Origin of the sequence: Microcystis sp. LE19-84.1B (assembly GCF_027531875.1) — a bacterium.
In the GTDB taxonomy this organism is placed as follows: Bacteria; Cyanobacteriota; Cyanobacteriia; order Cyanobacteriales; family Microcystaceae; genus Microcystis; species Microcystis panniformis.
Window position 1 is genome coordinate 1 of the sequence record NZ_JAPZSR010000088.1, and the last position, 12,766, is coordinate 12,766.

Here is a 12,766-nt window from a genome sequence, read left to right on the forward strand (position 1 = left end):
CTCAATTGTCTATCTTTTGGTATTAACTTATTTATGCCTTAAGTCCTTTCCTGTATGAATTTCAGCTACTTTTGAGCGTAGTTGCTCTCATCGAATTTTATTTTAAGTTAATTATTTGCATAACAATTCCCGAAGAGCCTGTTGCTTCCATTGCCGGGTTTCAACCGCTGCCCTATCTTTCCGTTTATGCAGCGACCAAAGCTTTTGTTCTCAGCTTTAGTGAGTCTCTCTGGGCAGAAAATAAAGACAAAGGCGTTGAAATCCTCGCTCTTTGCCCCGGTCCGACGGAATCTAATTTTTTTGAGGTGGCCCGATTTCCCAGTGCCTTTATGGGCAAAAACGGCCGGTTAGATTCGGCAGAAGTGGTGGTACAAGAGGCTTTAACTGCCTTGGCAAACAAACGCCCCAACGTGGTAGCCGGTAAATTGGCTAATAAAATTATCGTCAATCTGCCCCGTTTTTTACCCAGAAGTTGGATCGTGTCTTTGATAGAAAAGCAATTTAAGCTATAAGTAGAATAAAGCGAATTAGAGCAATTGCTGATAGGATTTTAAGGGAATACCTGTACGGTTTCTTACTTCGATCGCCGAACGATAGACACCGTTTTTTTCCCTTTCAGCGACAATTTTATCAGCCACGGAAAAGTCAAGACCAAGATTAACTAATTCCGCAACGGAGTAGTAGTTTAAACAACGCCAAGAAATGTCAACTTCTTGGCGAATATCGTAGGCAAAGATAACTAAAGGTTCTAATTTTTTCAGATAATTTTCTGGTAAACCAGCTAGGAAGTGTAATTCTTCTAAATGGGTAAAAATATGTCCTTCGTTACGGACAGAAACGATATCATTGGCATAGACAATCGGCAACCCTAATTTATAAACTAGATCGTTGGTGGAACAGCTGTTAATATCAATTTTTTCGATAGGAGAGAATGACTGTCTGGAATTGGTTCTATTTCCCGAAGCTATTGGATGGGAATTAAGCTGTTGACGGATGTATAAACCTAGGCCGATTTGGGCAAACCAAATTACGATAAAAGACTCTTGTGTAAGGAAAATAAGGGAGATAATTGTCAAGGCAATGCCGACGGATAACCAACTTTGATTATTAGTTTTTTTGCCAGCATTAGCAATGGCAAGACCACCAAAAACTGGGACTAAGGACAGCCAGATCCACTCGGAAGACTCGGGAGGGCGAGGAGAGAGATTAGACATATTTTTTCAAAGAGAATCTAAATATTTTCTGCGTTTTTCTTCGTATTCTTCAGCAGTAATAATTCCCTGATCATAAAGTTTCTTAAGCTGGAGTAAAGTAGCGGTTTTTTGCTGGCCTGATTCTGGCAGTCCTCGCTCTCTACTGTTGGCGAGATAGTTAGGATTGTATTTAGCATCAAAAGCTTGATCTGACATGATGATTAAACCAATAAATTCAAAAAAAGCAATGATGCCGGGGATAAAAGTCCAGAAGAAAAGTAGATAGAGAATACCTGCTAAATTCTCCCCTAGATAAAATTTATGGATGCCAAGATAACCGAGAAAAAAGGCTAGTAAAGCCGCTATAGTTCTATTTCTCATAATTTTTGAGATTTCCCTAATTTAGCCAAAAGAAAGTATAAAACCACGATGCCTGCCTGTAATTCCAAGAGAGTAATATAACCCTTGACTAGATAATTTAATTCTAGGGAGGAATTAAAGGCAAAAACTAGCACACCCAAGACTAAAAAAGGCAGTAAGCGCCAGCCAGACTTGGGTATTTTTATTACCGTACTATTAACCTGATTCATGGGCTAATTCTCTAGGTTGATCTTTTTCGGTGATAGTCGCAAAATCGAGCTTTGTCAAGGGGTGGTTTGATTAACTTTTAGCATCTCAACGAGAATATTATGGGCATCCTTGGCTGATTCTAGGGTGCGCGCAAAAGGTATTCTAATTGTTTGACTCTCCCCTAATTTTTCTATGGCTAAATCCATGCCTTCGGGATCGATGGAGAGCATTTGAGCGGTTTCTGCATCGGTGATATTACCGTAAACTTGAGCGTAGAAAAGCACGGCATCACCGTGATCCTTGTTCATGTGTTTACATATGCGATCGCTAATGGCGGGAGTGATAGTTTCAGACATAATATTCTGGAAAAAAATCGATAATAAGGTGGGGACGGATAAAAGCCAGTTCTAAATCGAGGCCAATGGGGGGATATTAGCTAGGGTAGCGTAATTAATCGCTAATTGCCAGATAATTTGAGCTTGGGGATGGCAGGTATCAATGATAAGTTTAATATTATTTTCTTGACAAAAATCCTTAATTGTGCATTGCTCTAATTGTCCCACTTAAGGTCAATCGGGGCAAAGAGTAAGATCCAGGGCTGCCCGTGCAGTTAAATTGCCTGTTGAGACGAGACAAGAGGCAACAGTAAAGGGATGGGGAGAGACTCAGCTAATCGGATAAGCGGTTTAAATGCCTCTTAGATTAAAACCCCACACCCTGTCCCTGGGAAAAACTTTTTTTCAGTACACCCTATATATTTTATCGTTCACAACCGACAACAGAAGCGGTGTAGGTATTACCGATATGCTGAATACCATTGACAAAAAGATTGACTAGAAAAGGTTGATCATTTGCCCGTACTGTGGCAGTAATTGTTAAGGGTTTATCGGGTTCGATTCGTACTCCATTAGTATTAAAAAATTCCTCGTTAGTTTGATCGCTATACTTGAGAAACAGCCGAATATCAAAGGAAGCAGCCCGGGGGACAGAAACCGTAACGATAAACCTCTGAAAACTTCTACCCCCCGGAACTGCCCAATCGGTATTCCAATTATTACGAGTTATGGTGACACCGAAAGGACCTGGAACAGTGGGTTGTGAGACGGTTTTCGTAACTTCACTACCTTCACCCCCTAATAAAGAAAGTGGCCGACAATTTTGCGCCGCTGCCGGTAGATGTAAGCTTAATAATACCGCCGATAGACCTAAGTAGAAAAGCACGGCATTACCGTGATCTTTGTTCCTGTGTTTACGGATGCGATCGCTAATGGCGGGAGTGATAGTTTCAGACATAAGATTCTGGAAAAAAATCGATGATAAGGTGGGGACGGATAAAAGCCAGTTCTAAATCGAGGCTAATGGGGGGATATTAGTTAGAGTAGCCTAATTAATCGCTAATTGCCAGATAATTTGGGCGTGGGCATGGCAGGTATCAATTAATCTAAGAATAAGCGGTTTAAATGCGTCTTAGCTTATGATTGGGGGGAGTTAGTCTAAACTCCAGTAGACTACAATTTTGGCAATAACTGGTGGTAGGATTGGATCATTCTTTCGTAAGTAAAGCGAGTGGCATTGATAAAACCTTTTTGCCTCAAATCTTCCAGGCGATCGGGAGCGAGAAGATTTGAGGCAATAATAGTAGCGGCGGCCTCGTGTTCGGTGGGATCGAAGTAAACGGCTGCATCATCAGCGATAACAGTCATGGGGAGACGATTGGAGGTAAAGACGGGACAACCACAGGATTGAGCTTCAATAACGGGAACACCGAATCCTTCCTGAAAGGAGGGAAAAATTAAAGCAGTTGCTAGGCAATAAAAGGCGCGAAGATCATCATCGGAGACGGTTCCTAATTCGATTACTTGTGCGGACAAGTTATTCTGATTAACAAATTCGCGCATATCCGGCAGCAAAAGTTTTCCCATCAGGATCAATCGGCAATTTTCCAGACCAGGGAAAGTGATTAACTTCTTGAATATTTTCAGCAATCCCAATCGATTTTTATACCATTGGTCGCCCCCGACATGAATTAGCCAAGGACAATCACTATTAATGTTAAATTTGGCCACTAGATTTACCGCCGCTGCTCTTGTCATCGGACCGTATCCCTCACTCAAGCAATCCTCGATCACTTCCGTTTGTTCGGGGGTAATTTTAGTTAAACGGAGAACATCGGCACGAGTAGCTTCGGAAGAACAGACAACATATTTAGCCTGTTTGAATCCTCGCAAAATCATCGCCTGATACTGTTTTCCTGTCCAACTGGTGGGATTTTCAGGAATTTCTCCTAGGGCGGAACGAATGGCCAGCAGATCGTGACAGATGACAAAATACTTGCGATCTTTTAGGTAGGGAGTTAAATAGGATAAAGCCTGATCACAAATGCAGACGATATCAGCCCAATCCAGCTGCTGACGTAACTGCACCGGGAAAATAATTAACTTATCGATGTACCCTAACCACTTGCCGAGTCCCTGGGGAGAGGATTTCAGTTGACCGAAAATAGGCTGTGCTTGCACTCGCCGAATTTCGTGTCCTTTTTGTCTGAGTCCTTTCTCCACTAAACCGACAAAACGATTAATACTGATCTGCCGATCGTTGACGTAATTTCCTACTATTAAAACTTTCATGATTAGGCTCCAAAAAATCAATTTTTATGGCGGTAAAACTCTCCAACAGTATCGAGTAAAATTCAGGGATTAAGAACAATATTAGTCCCGCAAAATTTCCTCGTACCTTTGTCCCGCTCGCTCCCAGGTGTACTCCGATTCCACCATCGCCCGGCCATTATGGGACAGTTGTTCTCGCAGAGAAGGATCATCGAACAACCTAGCGATCGCTGTAACGTACTCAGCAACACTATTAGCCCGCAGCGCCCTAGGGGGAATTCCCTCTGCTGCCACCGTTAAACCCTCTAAACCGCGATCGCTGGCGACAATCGGAATCCCCGCGGCCATGGATTCTAGGGTTTTGGTCTTGATTCCCAATCCCACCCGCAGGGGAACCACACAAACGGTTCCTCGGTGTAAATATTCCACTGTCGAGGGAACGGTCCCCGTCACCCTCACACCGGGATACTTGGCCAGTTCGAGAACTTCCGGTGCTGGGTTGGCCCCCACTAGGGTTAAAGTGGTATCGGGATATCGCTGTTGAATGACTGGCAGGACTTCTAAAGCAAAAAAACGGGCGGCATCGATATTATGGGTGGAACTCATGGCACCGACAAAGACCAAATTATGACCGCCGGGATCCCGAGGACGATAGGGAAACAGGGCTAAATCCACGCCATTAGGCACGATATCCACCCGTGCATCCGGGAGGATTTTTAATAATTGTTCGCGATCGTAATCGGTAGTAGCCACTAATTGCGAAAACTTGGCACAGTAACGTTTTTCGTACTGATAGAGTAAGGGCAGATAGAGAAAATCCCGCAGCGGATAGGCGGAGGCTCCTCTATCTAAATGATTGCGTGTCCAACCGTACACGGAACTGTGAATATCTACTACTGTTTTGACTCGCTGACGGTATTCCGGCTGGACAAAAATCTCGCTGATACTCTGAGCGCAGATAATTACATCACATTTTTGCTGCTCGACGTATTCATCTATTCGCTCTTGAATGAGCGGCGAACGATAACTAAGAACATTAGCAGGGGTCATCTGTACTATTGCCTCCAGAAAGCGCCCTGTTTTACCGATTAGTTTTGTCAGTCCCTTGCCTGGTTCGGGAATTTCCTGGGGCGGAAATAAGACAAGATGATTGGTAAAGGTTTTTAATTCTTCGATCTGAGTTTCTGTGACATTCTCCACCCGACGGGCAAACAGGGTGACATCGTGGTTTTGATGAAGACATTTGATCAGGTTAAAAGTCCTACCCTCGGTTGCCCCGCGACTAGGTGGATAGGGAAAGTTATGGCAAGAAAGGACTAATATTCTCATAATTCTATCTCGGCAGCGGTTTTTGACAATAATTCTACCGTTTCCTTTAGTTGGCTATATACGGGAATCTCAACTGGGTATTTCTCGATCTCCCCAAGGGTGACTTTTCCCCGTCCTGTTAAGAGCAATACGGGTTGACAACCAGCTTCTAGGGCGCATTCTAGATCGCTGGGCGCATCGCCGATAAACAACGAGCCGGCTAAGTCGATTCCGTACTGCTGGGCGGCTGTCAGCAGCAGATAGGGGGAGGGTTTGCGGCAGGGACATCCTTCGTCGGGATGGTGCGGGCAAATGGCAAGATCGTGAAAATGCACGCCCGATTGTCGGTATTCCTCAATCATGCGCCCGTGAATCGCCGCCAGATCGTCCCAAGTGAAATAGCCCCTAGCAAGTCCCGATTGATTGGTAATGATGATCAGCAGATAACCGGCATCCTGCCACTGTTTTAAGGCAGCCGCTGCCCCGGCGGGAATGCTCACCTGTTCTGGTTTGCTCAGGTAGGGGATATAGTCAATAACTACCCCATCTCGATCGAGAAATAAGGCTTTGTTCTTTTTCGCTCTATCTTCGCTTTTCTGGTCAGAATTGCCGGGAGGTGGCGGAGATGGGTATTTTAGATCGTCGTCATTGACGGAAATTGCGGGGAAAGGATTCATTATGTTGGACTTTTTAGAGTCAGGGACTAGAATTCTCAGTTCTTCTGTCAAGGACGAGAGCTTGAACCGATAGACAGACAAAATTCGAGGGATTGTCGCGATTTGTGCTAGTTTTCTCGGCTAAATTGCTTCTCTTTACTATCTAGATGTCAGGGTAGAGCAATCACGCCATATTATACGCCGTCAGGCCTTTAGGCTTTTGATTATATCAGCAGTATTGTCAGGAATTGTTAACATTTTTGTCCAGCCACACAAAAGGCCAAGACTGGCAAAGGTGGAATCCCCCGCTCAGAAATCCTCCATCCCGGCCAGAATATATCAAAAGTTTATTTACAAACAAAACAAATTGTGCTAAGGTTGGGGCGTTTGTGGTATATTCCCAGAGGAACTGGCAAAAGATCACTCTTTTGACTCGATTCCCGTGATCAATTCTACCATGCTAGGGGTTTTGTCCCCAATTAATGGAGAGCGATTCTGGTCTTTTGATACTATTCAATGTAATGACAGAATGATTGAGAGTTAAATTTATTCAACTAATAAAAATTGGAAAATCAAACCTATGCAAATGGTGGAAAAATCAAACAGAAAATTGGATAGTTTCCAGAGTGATCCCTCTCTGTCAATTTTAATCAAGACTGAATTGGAAGAAGCTTATAACCTGAAGAAAAAACTACTAACCGAGACAAAATATCTAGAAAAAATCCAAGAGATTTGCCAAGTATGTATCAATGCTTATCGCAACAACCACAAAGTATTAGTCGCCGGTAATGGAGGCAGTGCCGCCGATGCTATCCATTTTGGCGGTGAGCTACACGGCCGATTTCTGAAAGAAAGACAGTCTTTACCAGTTCGCGTCCTCAATAGCGATATCGCCAGTTTAACAGCAATCGCTAACGATTATGGTTACGAATATATTTTTAGCCGCCAGATAGAAGCGGAAGGAAACCCTGGTGATGTGTTTATCGGTATTTCCACTTCGGGAAATTCCGCTAATATCCATCAAGCTCTCAAAGTTTGTCAAGCAAAAGGTCTCACTAGCATCGGTTTAACTGGGGCGAAGGGATTAGCCCTAGCGGAAAAAGCCGATTATTGTTTGATGATTCCCAGTGCCAGCACCCCGCGGGTTCAAGAGTGTCATGGTTTTGTTCTTCATACTATTTGTTTAGCGATCGAAGAAGCGATCTTTCCCAACTAAAATCTCCTAGCAAAAAATCAACCTAAACAGCATACCCATGATAATCAGAACCAAAATCAGAACCAAAGCTCCTTTAAGATTAGGTTTAGGTGGTGGCGGCACCGATGTCGAGCCCTACTGTAGTCTTTATGGGGGTTACGTTCTTAACGCTACTATCGATCTCTATGCCTACTGTACAATCACGGAAATTACTGACAAGCAAGTCATTTTTGTTGCCGCCGATCGAGGAGAACAACAAATAGAAACCCTTCAGTTTCCTCTCCCCTATAACGGTGTTCTAGATCTGCATAAAGCGGTCTATAATCGTTTGATTAAAGACTTTAATCAAGGGCAACCTTTGCCGCTGCAAATCACCACTTTTTCCGATGCGCCGGCTGGTTCGGGATTGGGTTCTTCTTCTACCCTAGCCGTGGCCATAGTTAAAGCCTTTGTGGAACTGTTAAAATTACCCCTAGGCGAGTACGATATCGCCCATTTAGCCTACGAGATCGAACGAATTGACCTCGGCTGGTTGGGGGGCAAACAGGATCAGTACGCTGCTACTTTTGGCGGTTTTAATTTTATGGAATTTTATGAACAAGATCGAGTCATAGTTAATCCTTTGAGAATTAAAAATTGGGTGATCAATGAATTAGAAGTCTCTCTGATCCTCTACTATACAGGCATTTCTCGCTACTCATCTCAAGTAATTGAGGATCAAATTCAGAATGTCCAAGAAAAAAATGAGCAGGCGATCGCCGCTACCCATCAACTCAAAAAAGAGGCAATTCTCTTTAAAGAAGCACTGCTTAAATCAGATTTTATGGGGATAGCAGAAATTCTGAGAACTTCTTGGGAAGCGAAAAAGAAATTATCCAAATTAATTAGTAATCCACAGATCGATCACATTTATCGGGTAGCGAGGGAAACCGGGGCCTATTCAGGCAAAATATCGGGAGCCGGTGGCGGTGGTTTTATTATCTTTATGGTCGATCCTACCAAGAAAATCGCAGTAACTAAAGCTTTGAAAGCAGCAGGAGGCCAAGTGATTAATTTTCATTTTACCAAATACGGAACCCAAGCATGGACATTATAGCAAGCAAAGGATCGACGGGGGAGGATTATCCCTATAAGCCTAAAAATAGTTTTTAAAAGATTGGCAATAATTCAGATTTTTGAGGTGTATCTATGGACGTAATTATTCTGGCGGGTGGGTTAGGAACTAGGTTGCGATCGGTGATCAACAGTTTACCAAAACCCATGGCTCCCGTTGCCGACAGGCCTTTTTTAGAATATCTATTAGATTACCTAATCTCTCAAAAAATTACCAACAAATTTTTAGTTTCTGTGGGCTATGAACATCAAAAAATTATCGATCATTTTGGCGATCAATACAAGGAATACGAGCTAAATTATCTGATAGAAGATACACCCTTGGGAACTGGAGGAGCGATCCAGTTGGCACTAAATAAAATTGAAACCGAACAAGCATTAATTGTCAACGGCGATACCTTATTCAATGTCAATTTATCCGCCTTAATTAATTTACATAATCAAAAGAAATCCCTGATAACTGTTGCTCTGAAGCCCCTAACTGACTTTGATCGTTATAATAATGTTCTGCTAGACGATGACCAAAAAATTATCGGGTTTGAATCCAAAAAATATCAAGATAAGGGCTATATTAATGGCGGCATATATTGTGTATGGAAAAACATATTATCCAGCTTTGATCTGCCATCAAAATTTTCTTTTGAGGACGACTTTCTCAAAGTTTATAGCGAGAAAATTCCCATGTATGGCTTTATTTCTGACGAATATTTTATTGACATAGGCATCCCCCAAGATTACGAAAAAAGTCAGATTGAATTACCTGAACTTTTTAATTTCCGAAATCAGGTTTAACCTCAGGATTAAAATACGAACCGTAAAACTTGGCGACTTTGATTGAATTATGGTCTTGATACCATCTGTGAGCGTTGTCAGCAATTTGCTGAAGTTGACTCAAACCGAGACTAGACAGATTCTCATCAGCTACTAAATAATGTTTATTATTTTCTACTCCATCCGCTTCAGAAGGATTATACTCTGTCAGAACTGGAACCAAACCGTGGGCGGCATAAGCAGCAAAGATACTGGATTTGCCTAAATCTCTTGGAAAACGGCTATAATCCAGAAAGCCCCCCCGTGAAGTTAACATTAATTCACTAACAACCTGGCGAGGCTGAAATCCCATAGGGATTATCTCTATTCCTTTGAATTGACCTTCTGTGGTACTCAAATCACAGGGATAACCAACATCATAAATGCGTTCAATGCCTAAAGCTCGACAGGCTTTTAGGAGGTTTTTACTGAATTTTGTATAGACTAGGGGGCGAGTGTGCTTGGAACCGAAAACAATAAGGTATGGTGGGCGTTCCTTGAGAGGAAGAATACATTGAGGTTCACCCACAGTGGAAAAACTTGGTAAGCAAATAACTTCAGTTTTTCCAGTCAGTCGTGAAACTGTATTTTTAATTCTGGAAGTAGTAGTCACGATTGAATCAGCTAATCTTAAGATTTGATAAGAAATTAGTAAAAATCTGAAAGCGGGGAGAGTTATCCCTTTTCTTGTGTAAGTTGCCTTGAACTCATGGACTAGGATAATTAATTTAAAGTCTCTAGTTTTTGTGAGATTTTGTAATACTCTCAAGAGCCAATCGGGAACATCGTAGTGTCTAAAGTTATAATGTAAGAGAACCCCCAAACAATCTGGAGTTATCAATGAAGACAAAACACTGGGATCGTCCATGTTCTTGAGAGATTGATAGTCGATCAGGCGGCTTACTATGCCAGTTTCCGAGCTAATCGCTTCAGCTAAAGCAAGGTAGCCGAAATCTCCATCATGACTTATAAATGGAACAATTTGTATAATTTGTTTTTGATTGATTGGCTTTGTTGTGTCAAACATAGATTCCTTCACTAAAGCAAAATTCTAGATGTTTTTGTAAACATGATACCAAAAAACTTTGTGAGTCAGTGACTGTTTGAGCATTTGCCCGTAGCGACGAGCTAAACAAGGGCTAACTCAAGTTTGAGGTGTACGAGTACCTGTCTGACTAAAGAATACCTCAGACGGAGTGCTATAGTCAAGGGCTTTTCGCAGTCGATGGTTGATTAAGTCCGTCGCTTGGTCTACCTGAGTTTGTTTGATGATGAGAGAAATTTGTCCCTTTCGGGAAAAACTGCCGCATGAGATCGTTGGTGTGTTCTTTCAGTCCTCGCTCCCAAGAATGATAAAGATTGGCAAAATAACATTAGACCTCAACCTAATATTATCTCAAGACCCAAAGTCTTTCTAGTTAAGGAATCTACCCGAATAAAAATTATTTTAATTGCCGCATATTTTTTCAGTGAAATTGAATTAGCAACGATAGATATACATTCCAGCCATCGAACCATTCGGTTAGTACGCAGACCAAAAGCAAGCTGTGACTGGGTTATAATTTTTGGAGATGTCTATTCAACCCCTAAGCCAGCCGCCTGCTCGTACCCACTAAACTCCTGGCCATTATCGAAGGTGAAAGTCTTGAGATGAGAGGCTGGTAGGCCCGCAAAAGCCACTTCAGTGGTGCGATTGAGTTCGGCGGTAGTCTGAGTCTTCATGACTCGTGCCACTAAAAACTTGGAGGTTTTATCTACATAGATAGGTAGCGATCGCCCCGAGATGGTTGCCCCCGATGATGGTATCTCCTTCCCAATGACCAATCTCAGTTTTTTCTTCAGCAATCGCTGGTCGATCCTCAATTCCGACTCGGTTGTATGCCTTGATTTCTGACGAATATTTTATTGACATAGGCATCCCCCAAGATTATGATAAGAGTCAACAAGAATTACCATCTCTCATCTCAAAAGTATCCTTTTGAGAGAGTCTTGGTAGTCACCTAAGTTCAGCAAATTTATGTTTGTATCGTCAAATTATTTCTAAATAAATTCACCAGAGATGCTTGCTAGTTTCAATCAACCGATATTATCTATTGTTAGCCCGACCATCGGAAATTTTTCCGGATATTGGTTACAACAACTTTTATCCGTGCAGGGAAACGTAGAATTTATCTTAGTTTACCCTCCTGGCGCAACTGCGGCCTTCATAGCTGACCCACGAGTAAAAATTTTATACAGTCTCTACAAAGGAGAAACACCTCAAAGAGCCTTTGGTTTAATGAACGCCACCGGTCAGTATATACTGGCTTTAGATGATGATGACTTCGTGCATCCGGATGTTGTATCTCTAACTCTTGAATATTTTGAGAAATTTCCTCAGAGTTGGATACTGCGTTTGTTTAAAGAAAAAATAGACTACTTAGATGAAGAAAAAATTAAAAGACCTTGGCAGCAATTGCCCTCTCTTGAGCAACTTAGAATTGCAAGAAAAAGAGAGGATTCCTATCAGGATTTGGTAGAAGTTCCCATTGCCCCTCTAGAAAATCATTTTGATATAAAAGTTGCTCTCTGGCCCTACGCTAAGAGAAGAGACATTCATGGAAGTCATGTGGAACCTTTTAATAATACAATTTGGAAAAGTCCAGCAGTTAAAGAAGCTCTCACAGAAATGTTCCAAGGCACGAGAATGGCGGAACTTTTAACTTGGTTGCCTCTTTGGGGATTAGATAGGGCAATCGGACTATATATTCAAGCCAAATTTTTTAAAACAGGTGCTTGTATTGGTCATTGGATGCCCGAACCTGGTCAAATCAGATATATTGTTAGGCCTTATTCCTTAAAAACAGTGCGATTGTTAGTGTTGGTGGAGATGTTGTTAGTGAAACAATTTCCTCAGTATGGCTACTTTTGGAATCTATTTTTTGAAGAATTTTACAACGGTGTGAAAATTAAAATTAGGCAAATATTTAACAAGCTAAATTAAGGTTGATAGCCAAAAAATAGGAAGTAAGTATTAATACCTGCTTCCCTGACATATGACAGATAGACTGATATTTTATACCTCTTTACCCAAGCGAGAACGAATAAAGATTCGCGGCACATTTAAGATGTCGGGAATAACGAGATTCCACATATATCCGTATTGGGGAAAACGTCTGATTAAGTAAAGCTCAGAACTCACCGTTCGCTCATTTTTTCGAGTAAGAGAGTGTCAAACAGGTTGAAAAGCTTACCCAATAAAGGATTCAGCGACCCAGACTGACTCGGGTTCATCCCGAAGCAAAGTAAGTGGTAGTATAAATAGACTCCTCTACA

General features: G+C 42.0%; 17 protein-coding genes and 3 pseudogenes. 6 read left to right on the forward strand and 14 right to left on the reverse strand.

The window, feature by feature from the left end; genetic code table 11:
* Positions 1-140 precede the first annotated feature (140 nt).
* Positions 141-512, forward strand: a pseudogene (locus O9324_RS05265) (SDR family NAD(P)-dependent oxidoreductase); the annotation flags it as partial.
* A 15-nt stretch (positions 513-527) separates the two neighbouring features.
* On the opposite strand, the gene O9324_RS05270 reads toward O9324_RS05265, so the two are convergent.
* From O9324_RS05270 to O9324_RS05310, 9 genes are all read right to left on the reverse strand, one after another.
* The gene (locus O9324_RS05270; RefSeq protein WP_288139637.1) at positions 528-1,214 is read right to left on the reverse strand and encodes a helix-hairpin-helix domain-containing protein; all 687 of its coding nucleotides are present in this window, start codon (positions 1,212-1,214) and stop codon (positions 528-530) included.
* 6 nt (positions 1,215-1,220) lie between these two features.
* The gene (locus O9324_RS05275) at positions 1,221-1,574 is read right to left on the reverse strand and encodes an NINE protein (protein WP_288139638.1); all 354 of its coding nucleotides are present in this window, start codon (positions 1,572-1,574) and stop codon (positions 1,221-1,223) included.
* Positions 1,571-1,783 carry a hypothetical protein gene (locus O9324_RS05280; RefSeq protein WP_002768784.1) on the reverse strand — a complete coding sequence of 71 codons (213 nt, stop codon included), beginning with the start codon at positions 1,781-1,783 and terminating at the stop codon, positions 1,571-1,573. The genes O9324_RS05275 and O9324_RS05280 overlap by 4 nt, the downstream gene beginning before the upstream one ends.
* 54 nt (positions 1,784-1,837) lie before the next feature.
* Complete coding sequence (locus O9324_RS05285; protein ID WP_002768782.1) at positions 1,838-2,119, reverse strand: DUF2470 domain-containing protein; 282 nt, start codon at positions 2,117-2,119, stop codon at positions 1,838-1,840.
* A gap of 51 nt (positions 2,120-2,170) precedes the next feature.
* A complete protein-coding gene (locus O9324_RS05290) occupies positions 2,171-2,326 on the reverse strand; it encodes a precorrin-6A/cobalt-precorrin-6A reductase (RefSeq protein ID WP_002768780.1) in 156 nt (51 codons plus the stop codon).
* A gap of 196 nt (positions 2,327-2,522) precedes the next feature.
* Complete coding sequence (locus O9324_RS05295) at positions 2,523-3,056, reverse strand: hypothetical protein (protein ID WP_287627878.1); 534 nt, start codon at positions 3,054-3,056, stop codon at positions 2,523-2,525.
* 215 nt (positions 3,057-3,271) lie between these two features.
* Complete coding sequence (locus O9324_RS05300) at positions 3,272-4,390, reverse strand: glycosyltransferase family 4 protein (protein WP_288139639.1); 1,119 nt, start codon at positions 4,388-4,390, stop codon at positions 3,272-3,274.
* 81 nt (positions 4,391-4,471) lie between these two features.
* Positions 4,472-5,698, reverse strand: a complete 1,227-nt coding sequence (locus tag O9324_RS05305) for a glycosyltransferase family 4 protein (protein WP_287627880.1) — start codon at positions 5,696-5,698, stop codon at positions 4,472-4,474.
* Positions 5,695-6,354, reverse strand: a complete 660-nt coding sequence (locus tag O9324_RS05310) for a D-glycero-alpha-D-manno-heptose-1,7-bisphosphate 7-phosphatase (protein WP_287627881.1) — start codon at positions 6,352-6,354, stop codon at positions 5,695-5,697. Before O9324_RS05310 ends, O9324_RS05305 begins: the two co-directional genes overlap by 4 nt.
* 559 nt (positions 6,355-6,913) lie before the next feature.
* Here O9324_RS05310 and O9324_RS05315 point away from each other — a divergent pair.
* The 3 genes from O9324_RS05315 to O9324_RS05325 all read left to right on the forward strand — a co-directional run bounded on the left by O9324_RS05315 (position 6,914) and on the right by O9324_RS05325 (position 9,433).
* The gene (locus O9324_RS05315) at positions 6,914-7,549 is read left to right on the forward strand and encodes a D-sedoheptulose-7-phosphate isomerase (RefSeq protein WP_288139640.1); all 636 of its coding nucleotides are present in this window, start codon (positions 6,914-6,916) and stop codon (positions 7,547-7,549) included.
* Positions 7,550-7,586: 37 nt separating this feature from the next.
* Positions 7,587-8,624, forward strand: coding sequence for a GHMP family kinase ATP-binding protein (locus O9324_RS05320; protein ID WP_288139641.1), 1,038 nt, complete (start codon positions 7,587-7,589; stop codon positions 8,622-8,624).
* 92 nt (positions 8,625-8,716) lie between these two features.
* Entirely contained in the window at positions 8,717-9,433 is a 717-nt protein-coding gene (locus tag O9324_RS05325; protein WP_288139642.1) for a nucleotidyltransferase family protein, read from the forward strand.
* On the opposite strand, the gene O9324_RS05330 is transcribed toward O9324_RS05325, so the two are convergent.
* The 4 genes and pseudogenes from O9324_RS05330 to O9324_RS05345 form a co-directional block, all read right to left on the reverse strand.
* Positions 9,411-10,478, reverse strand: coding sequence for a hypothetical protein (locus O9324_RS05330; RefSeq protein WP_288139643.1), 1,068 nt, complete (start codon positions 10,476-10,478; stop codon positions 9,411-9,413). The genes O9324_RS05325 and O9324_RS05330 overlap by 23 nt on opposite strands.
* Before the next feature lie 117 nt (positions 10,479-10,595).
* Positions 10,596-10,821: pseudogene (locus tag O9324_RS05335) on the reverse strand (transposase); the annotation flags it as partial.
* A gap of 205 nt (positions 10,822-11,026) precedes the next feature.
* Positions 11,027-11,173: a hypothetical protein gene (locus O9324_RS05340; protein ID WP_155726695.1), complete on the reverse strand. Its 147-nt coding sequence runs from the start codon at positions 11,171-11,173 to the stop codon at positions 11,027-11,029.
* A 28-nt stretch (positions 11,174-11,201) separates the two neighbouring features.
* Complete coding sequence (locus O9324_RS05345; RefSeq protein WP_199309343.1) at positions 11,202-11,363, reverse strand: hypothetical protein; 162 nt, start codon at positions 11,361-11,363, stop codon at positions 11,202-11,204.
* Between O9324_RS05345 and O9324_RS05350 the strand changes: the two are divergent.
* Both O9324_RS05350 and O9324_RS05355 read left to right on the forward strand, forming a co-directional pair.
* Positions 11,326-11,433: pseudogene (locus O9324_RS05350) on the forward strand (D-glycero-D-manno-heptose 1-phosphate guanosyltransferase); the annotation flags it as partial. The gene O9324_RS05345 and the pseudogene O9324_RS05350 overlap by 38 nt on opposite strands.
* Before the next feature lie 77 nt (positions 11,434-11,510).
* On the forward strand, positions 11,511-12,434 hold the full coding sequence (locus O9324_RS05355) for a glycosyltransferase (protein WP_288139644.1): 924 nt from the start codon (positions 11,511-11,513) through the stop codon (positions 12,432-12,434).
* Between the two features lie 72 nt (positions 12,435-12,506).
* On the opposite strand, the gene O9324_RS05360 is transcribed toward O9324_RS05355, so the two are convergent.
* Positions 12,507-12,632: a hypothetical protein gene (locus O9324_RS05360; RefSeq protein WP_288139645.1), complete on the reverse strand. Its 126-nt coding sequence runs from the start codon at positions 12,630-12,632 to the stop codon at positions 12,507-12,509.
* Between the last annotated feature and the right edge of the window lie 134 nt (positions 12,633-12,766).

What these genes read in the sequence shown, in the direction of transcription:
- O9324_RS05270 (WP_288139637.1), bottom strand. Translation starts at nt 1,214, where the DNA reads ATGTCTAATCTCTCTCCTCGCCCTCCCGAGTCTTCCGAGTGGATCTGG.
- O9324_RS05275 (WP_288139638.1), bottom strand. Translation starts at nt 1,574, where the DNA reads ATGAGAAATAGAACTATAGCGGCTTTACTAGCCTTTTTTCTCGGTTAT.
- O9324_RS05280 (WP_002768784.1), bottom strand. Translation starts at nt 1,783, where the DNA reads ATGAATCAGGTTAATAGTACGGTAATAAAAATACCCAAGTCTGGCTGG.
- O9324_RS05285 (WP_002768782.1), bottom strand. Translation starts at nt 2,119, where the DNA reads ATGTCTGAAACTATCACTCCCGCCATTAGCGATCGCATATGTAAACAC.
- O9324_RS05295 (WP_287627878.1), bottom strand. Translation starts at nt 3,056, where the DNA reads ATGTCTGAAACTATCACTCCCGCCATTAGCGATCGCATCCGTAAACAC.
- O9324_RS05300 (WP_288139639.1), bottom strand. Translation starts at nt 4,390, where the DNA reads ATGAAAGTTTTAATAGTAGGAAATTACGTCAACGATCGGCAGATCAGT.
- O9324_RS05305 (WP_287627880.1), bottom strand. Translation starts at nt 5,698, where the DNA reads ATGAGAATATTAGTCCTTTCTTGCCATAACTTTCCCTATCCACCTAGT.
- O9324_RS05310 (WP_287627881.1), bottom strand. Translation starts at nt 6,354, where the DNA reads ATGAATCCTTTCCCCGCAATTTCCGTCAATGACGACGATCTAAAATAC.
- O9324_RS05315 (WP_288139640.1), top strand. Translation starts at nt 6,914, where the DNA reads ATGCAAATGGTGGAAAAATCAAACAGAAAATTGGATAGTTTCCAGAGT.
- O9324_RS05320 (WP_288139641.1), top strand. Translation starts at nt 7,587, where the DNA reads ATGATAATCAGAACCAAAATCAGAACCAAAGCTCCTTTAAGATTAGGT.
- O9324_RS05325 (WP_288139642.1), top strand. Translation starts at nt 8,717, where the DNA reads ATGGACGTAATTATTCTGGCGGGTGGGTTAGGAACTAGGTTGCGATCG.
- O9324_RS05330 (WP_288139643.1), bottom strand. Translation starts at nt 10,478, where the DNA reads ATGTTTGACACAACAAAGCCAATCAATCAAAAACAAATTATACAAATT.
- O9324_RS05340 (WP_155726695.1), bottom strand. Translation starts at nt 11,173, where the DNA reads ATGAAGACTCAGACTACCGCCGAACTCAATCGCACCACTGAAGTGGCT.
- O9324_RS05345 (WP_199309343.1), bottom strand. Translation starts at nt 11,363, where the DNA reads ATGTCAATAAAATATTCGTCAGAAATCAAGGCATACAACCGAGTCGGA.
- O9324_RS05355 (WP_288139644.1), top strand. Translation starts at nt 11,511, where the DNA reads ATGCTTGCTAGTTTCAATCAACCGATATTATCTATTGTTAGCCCGACC.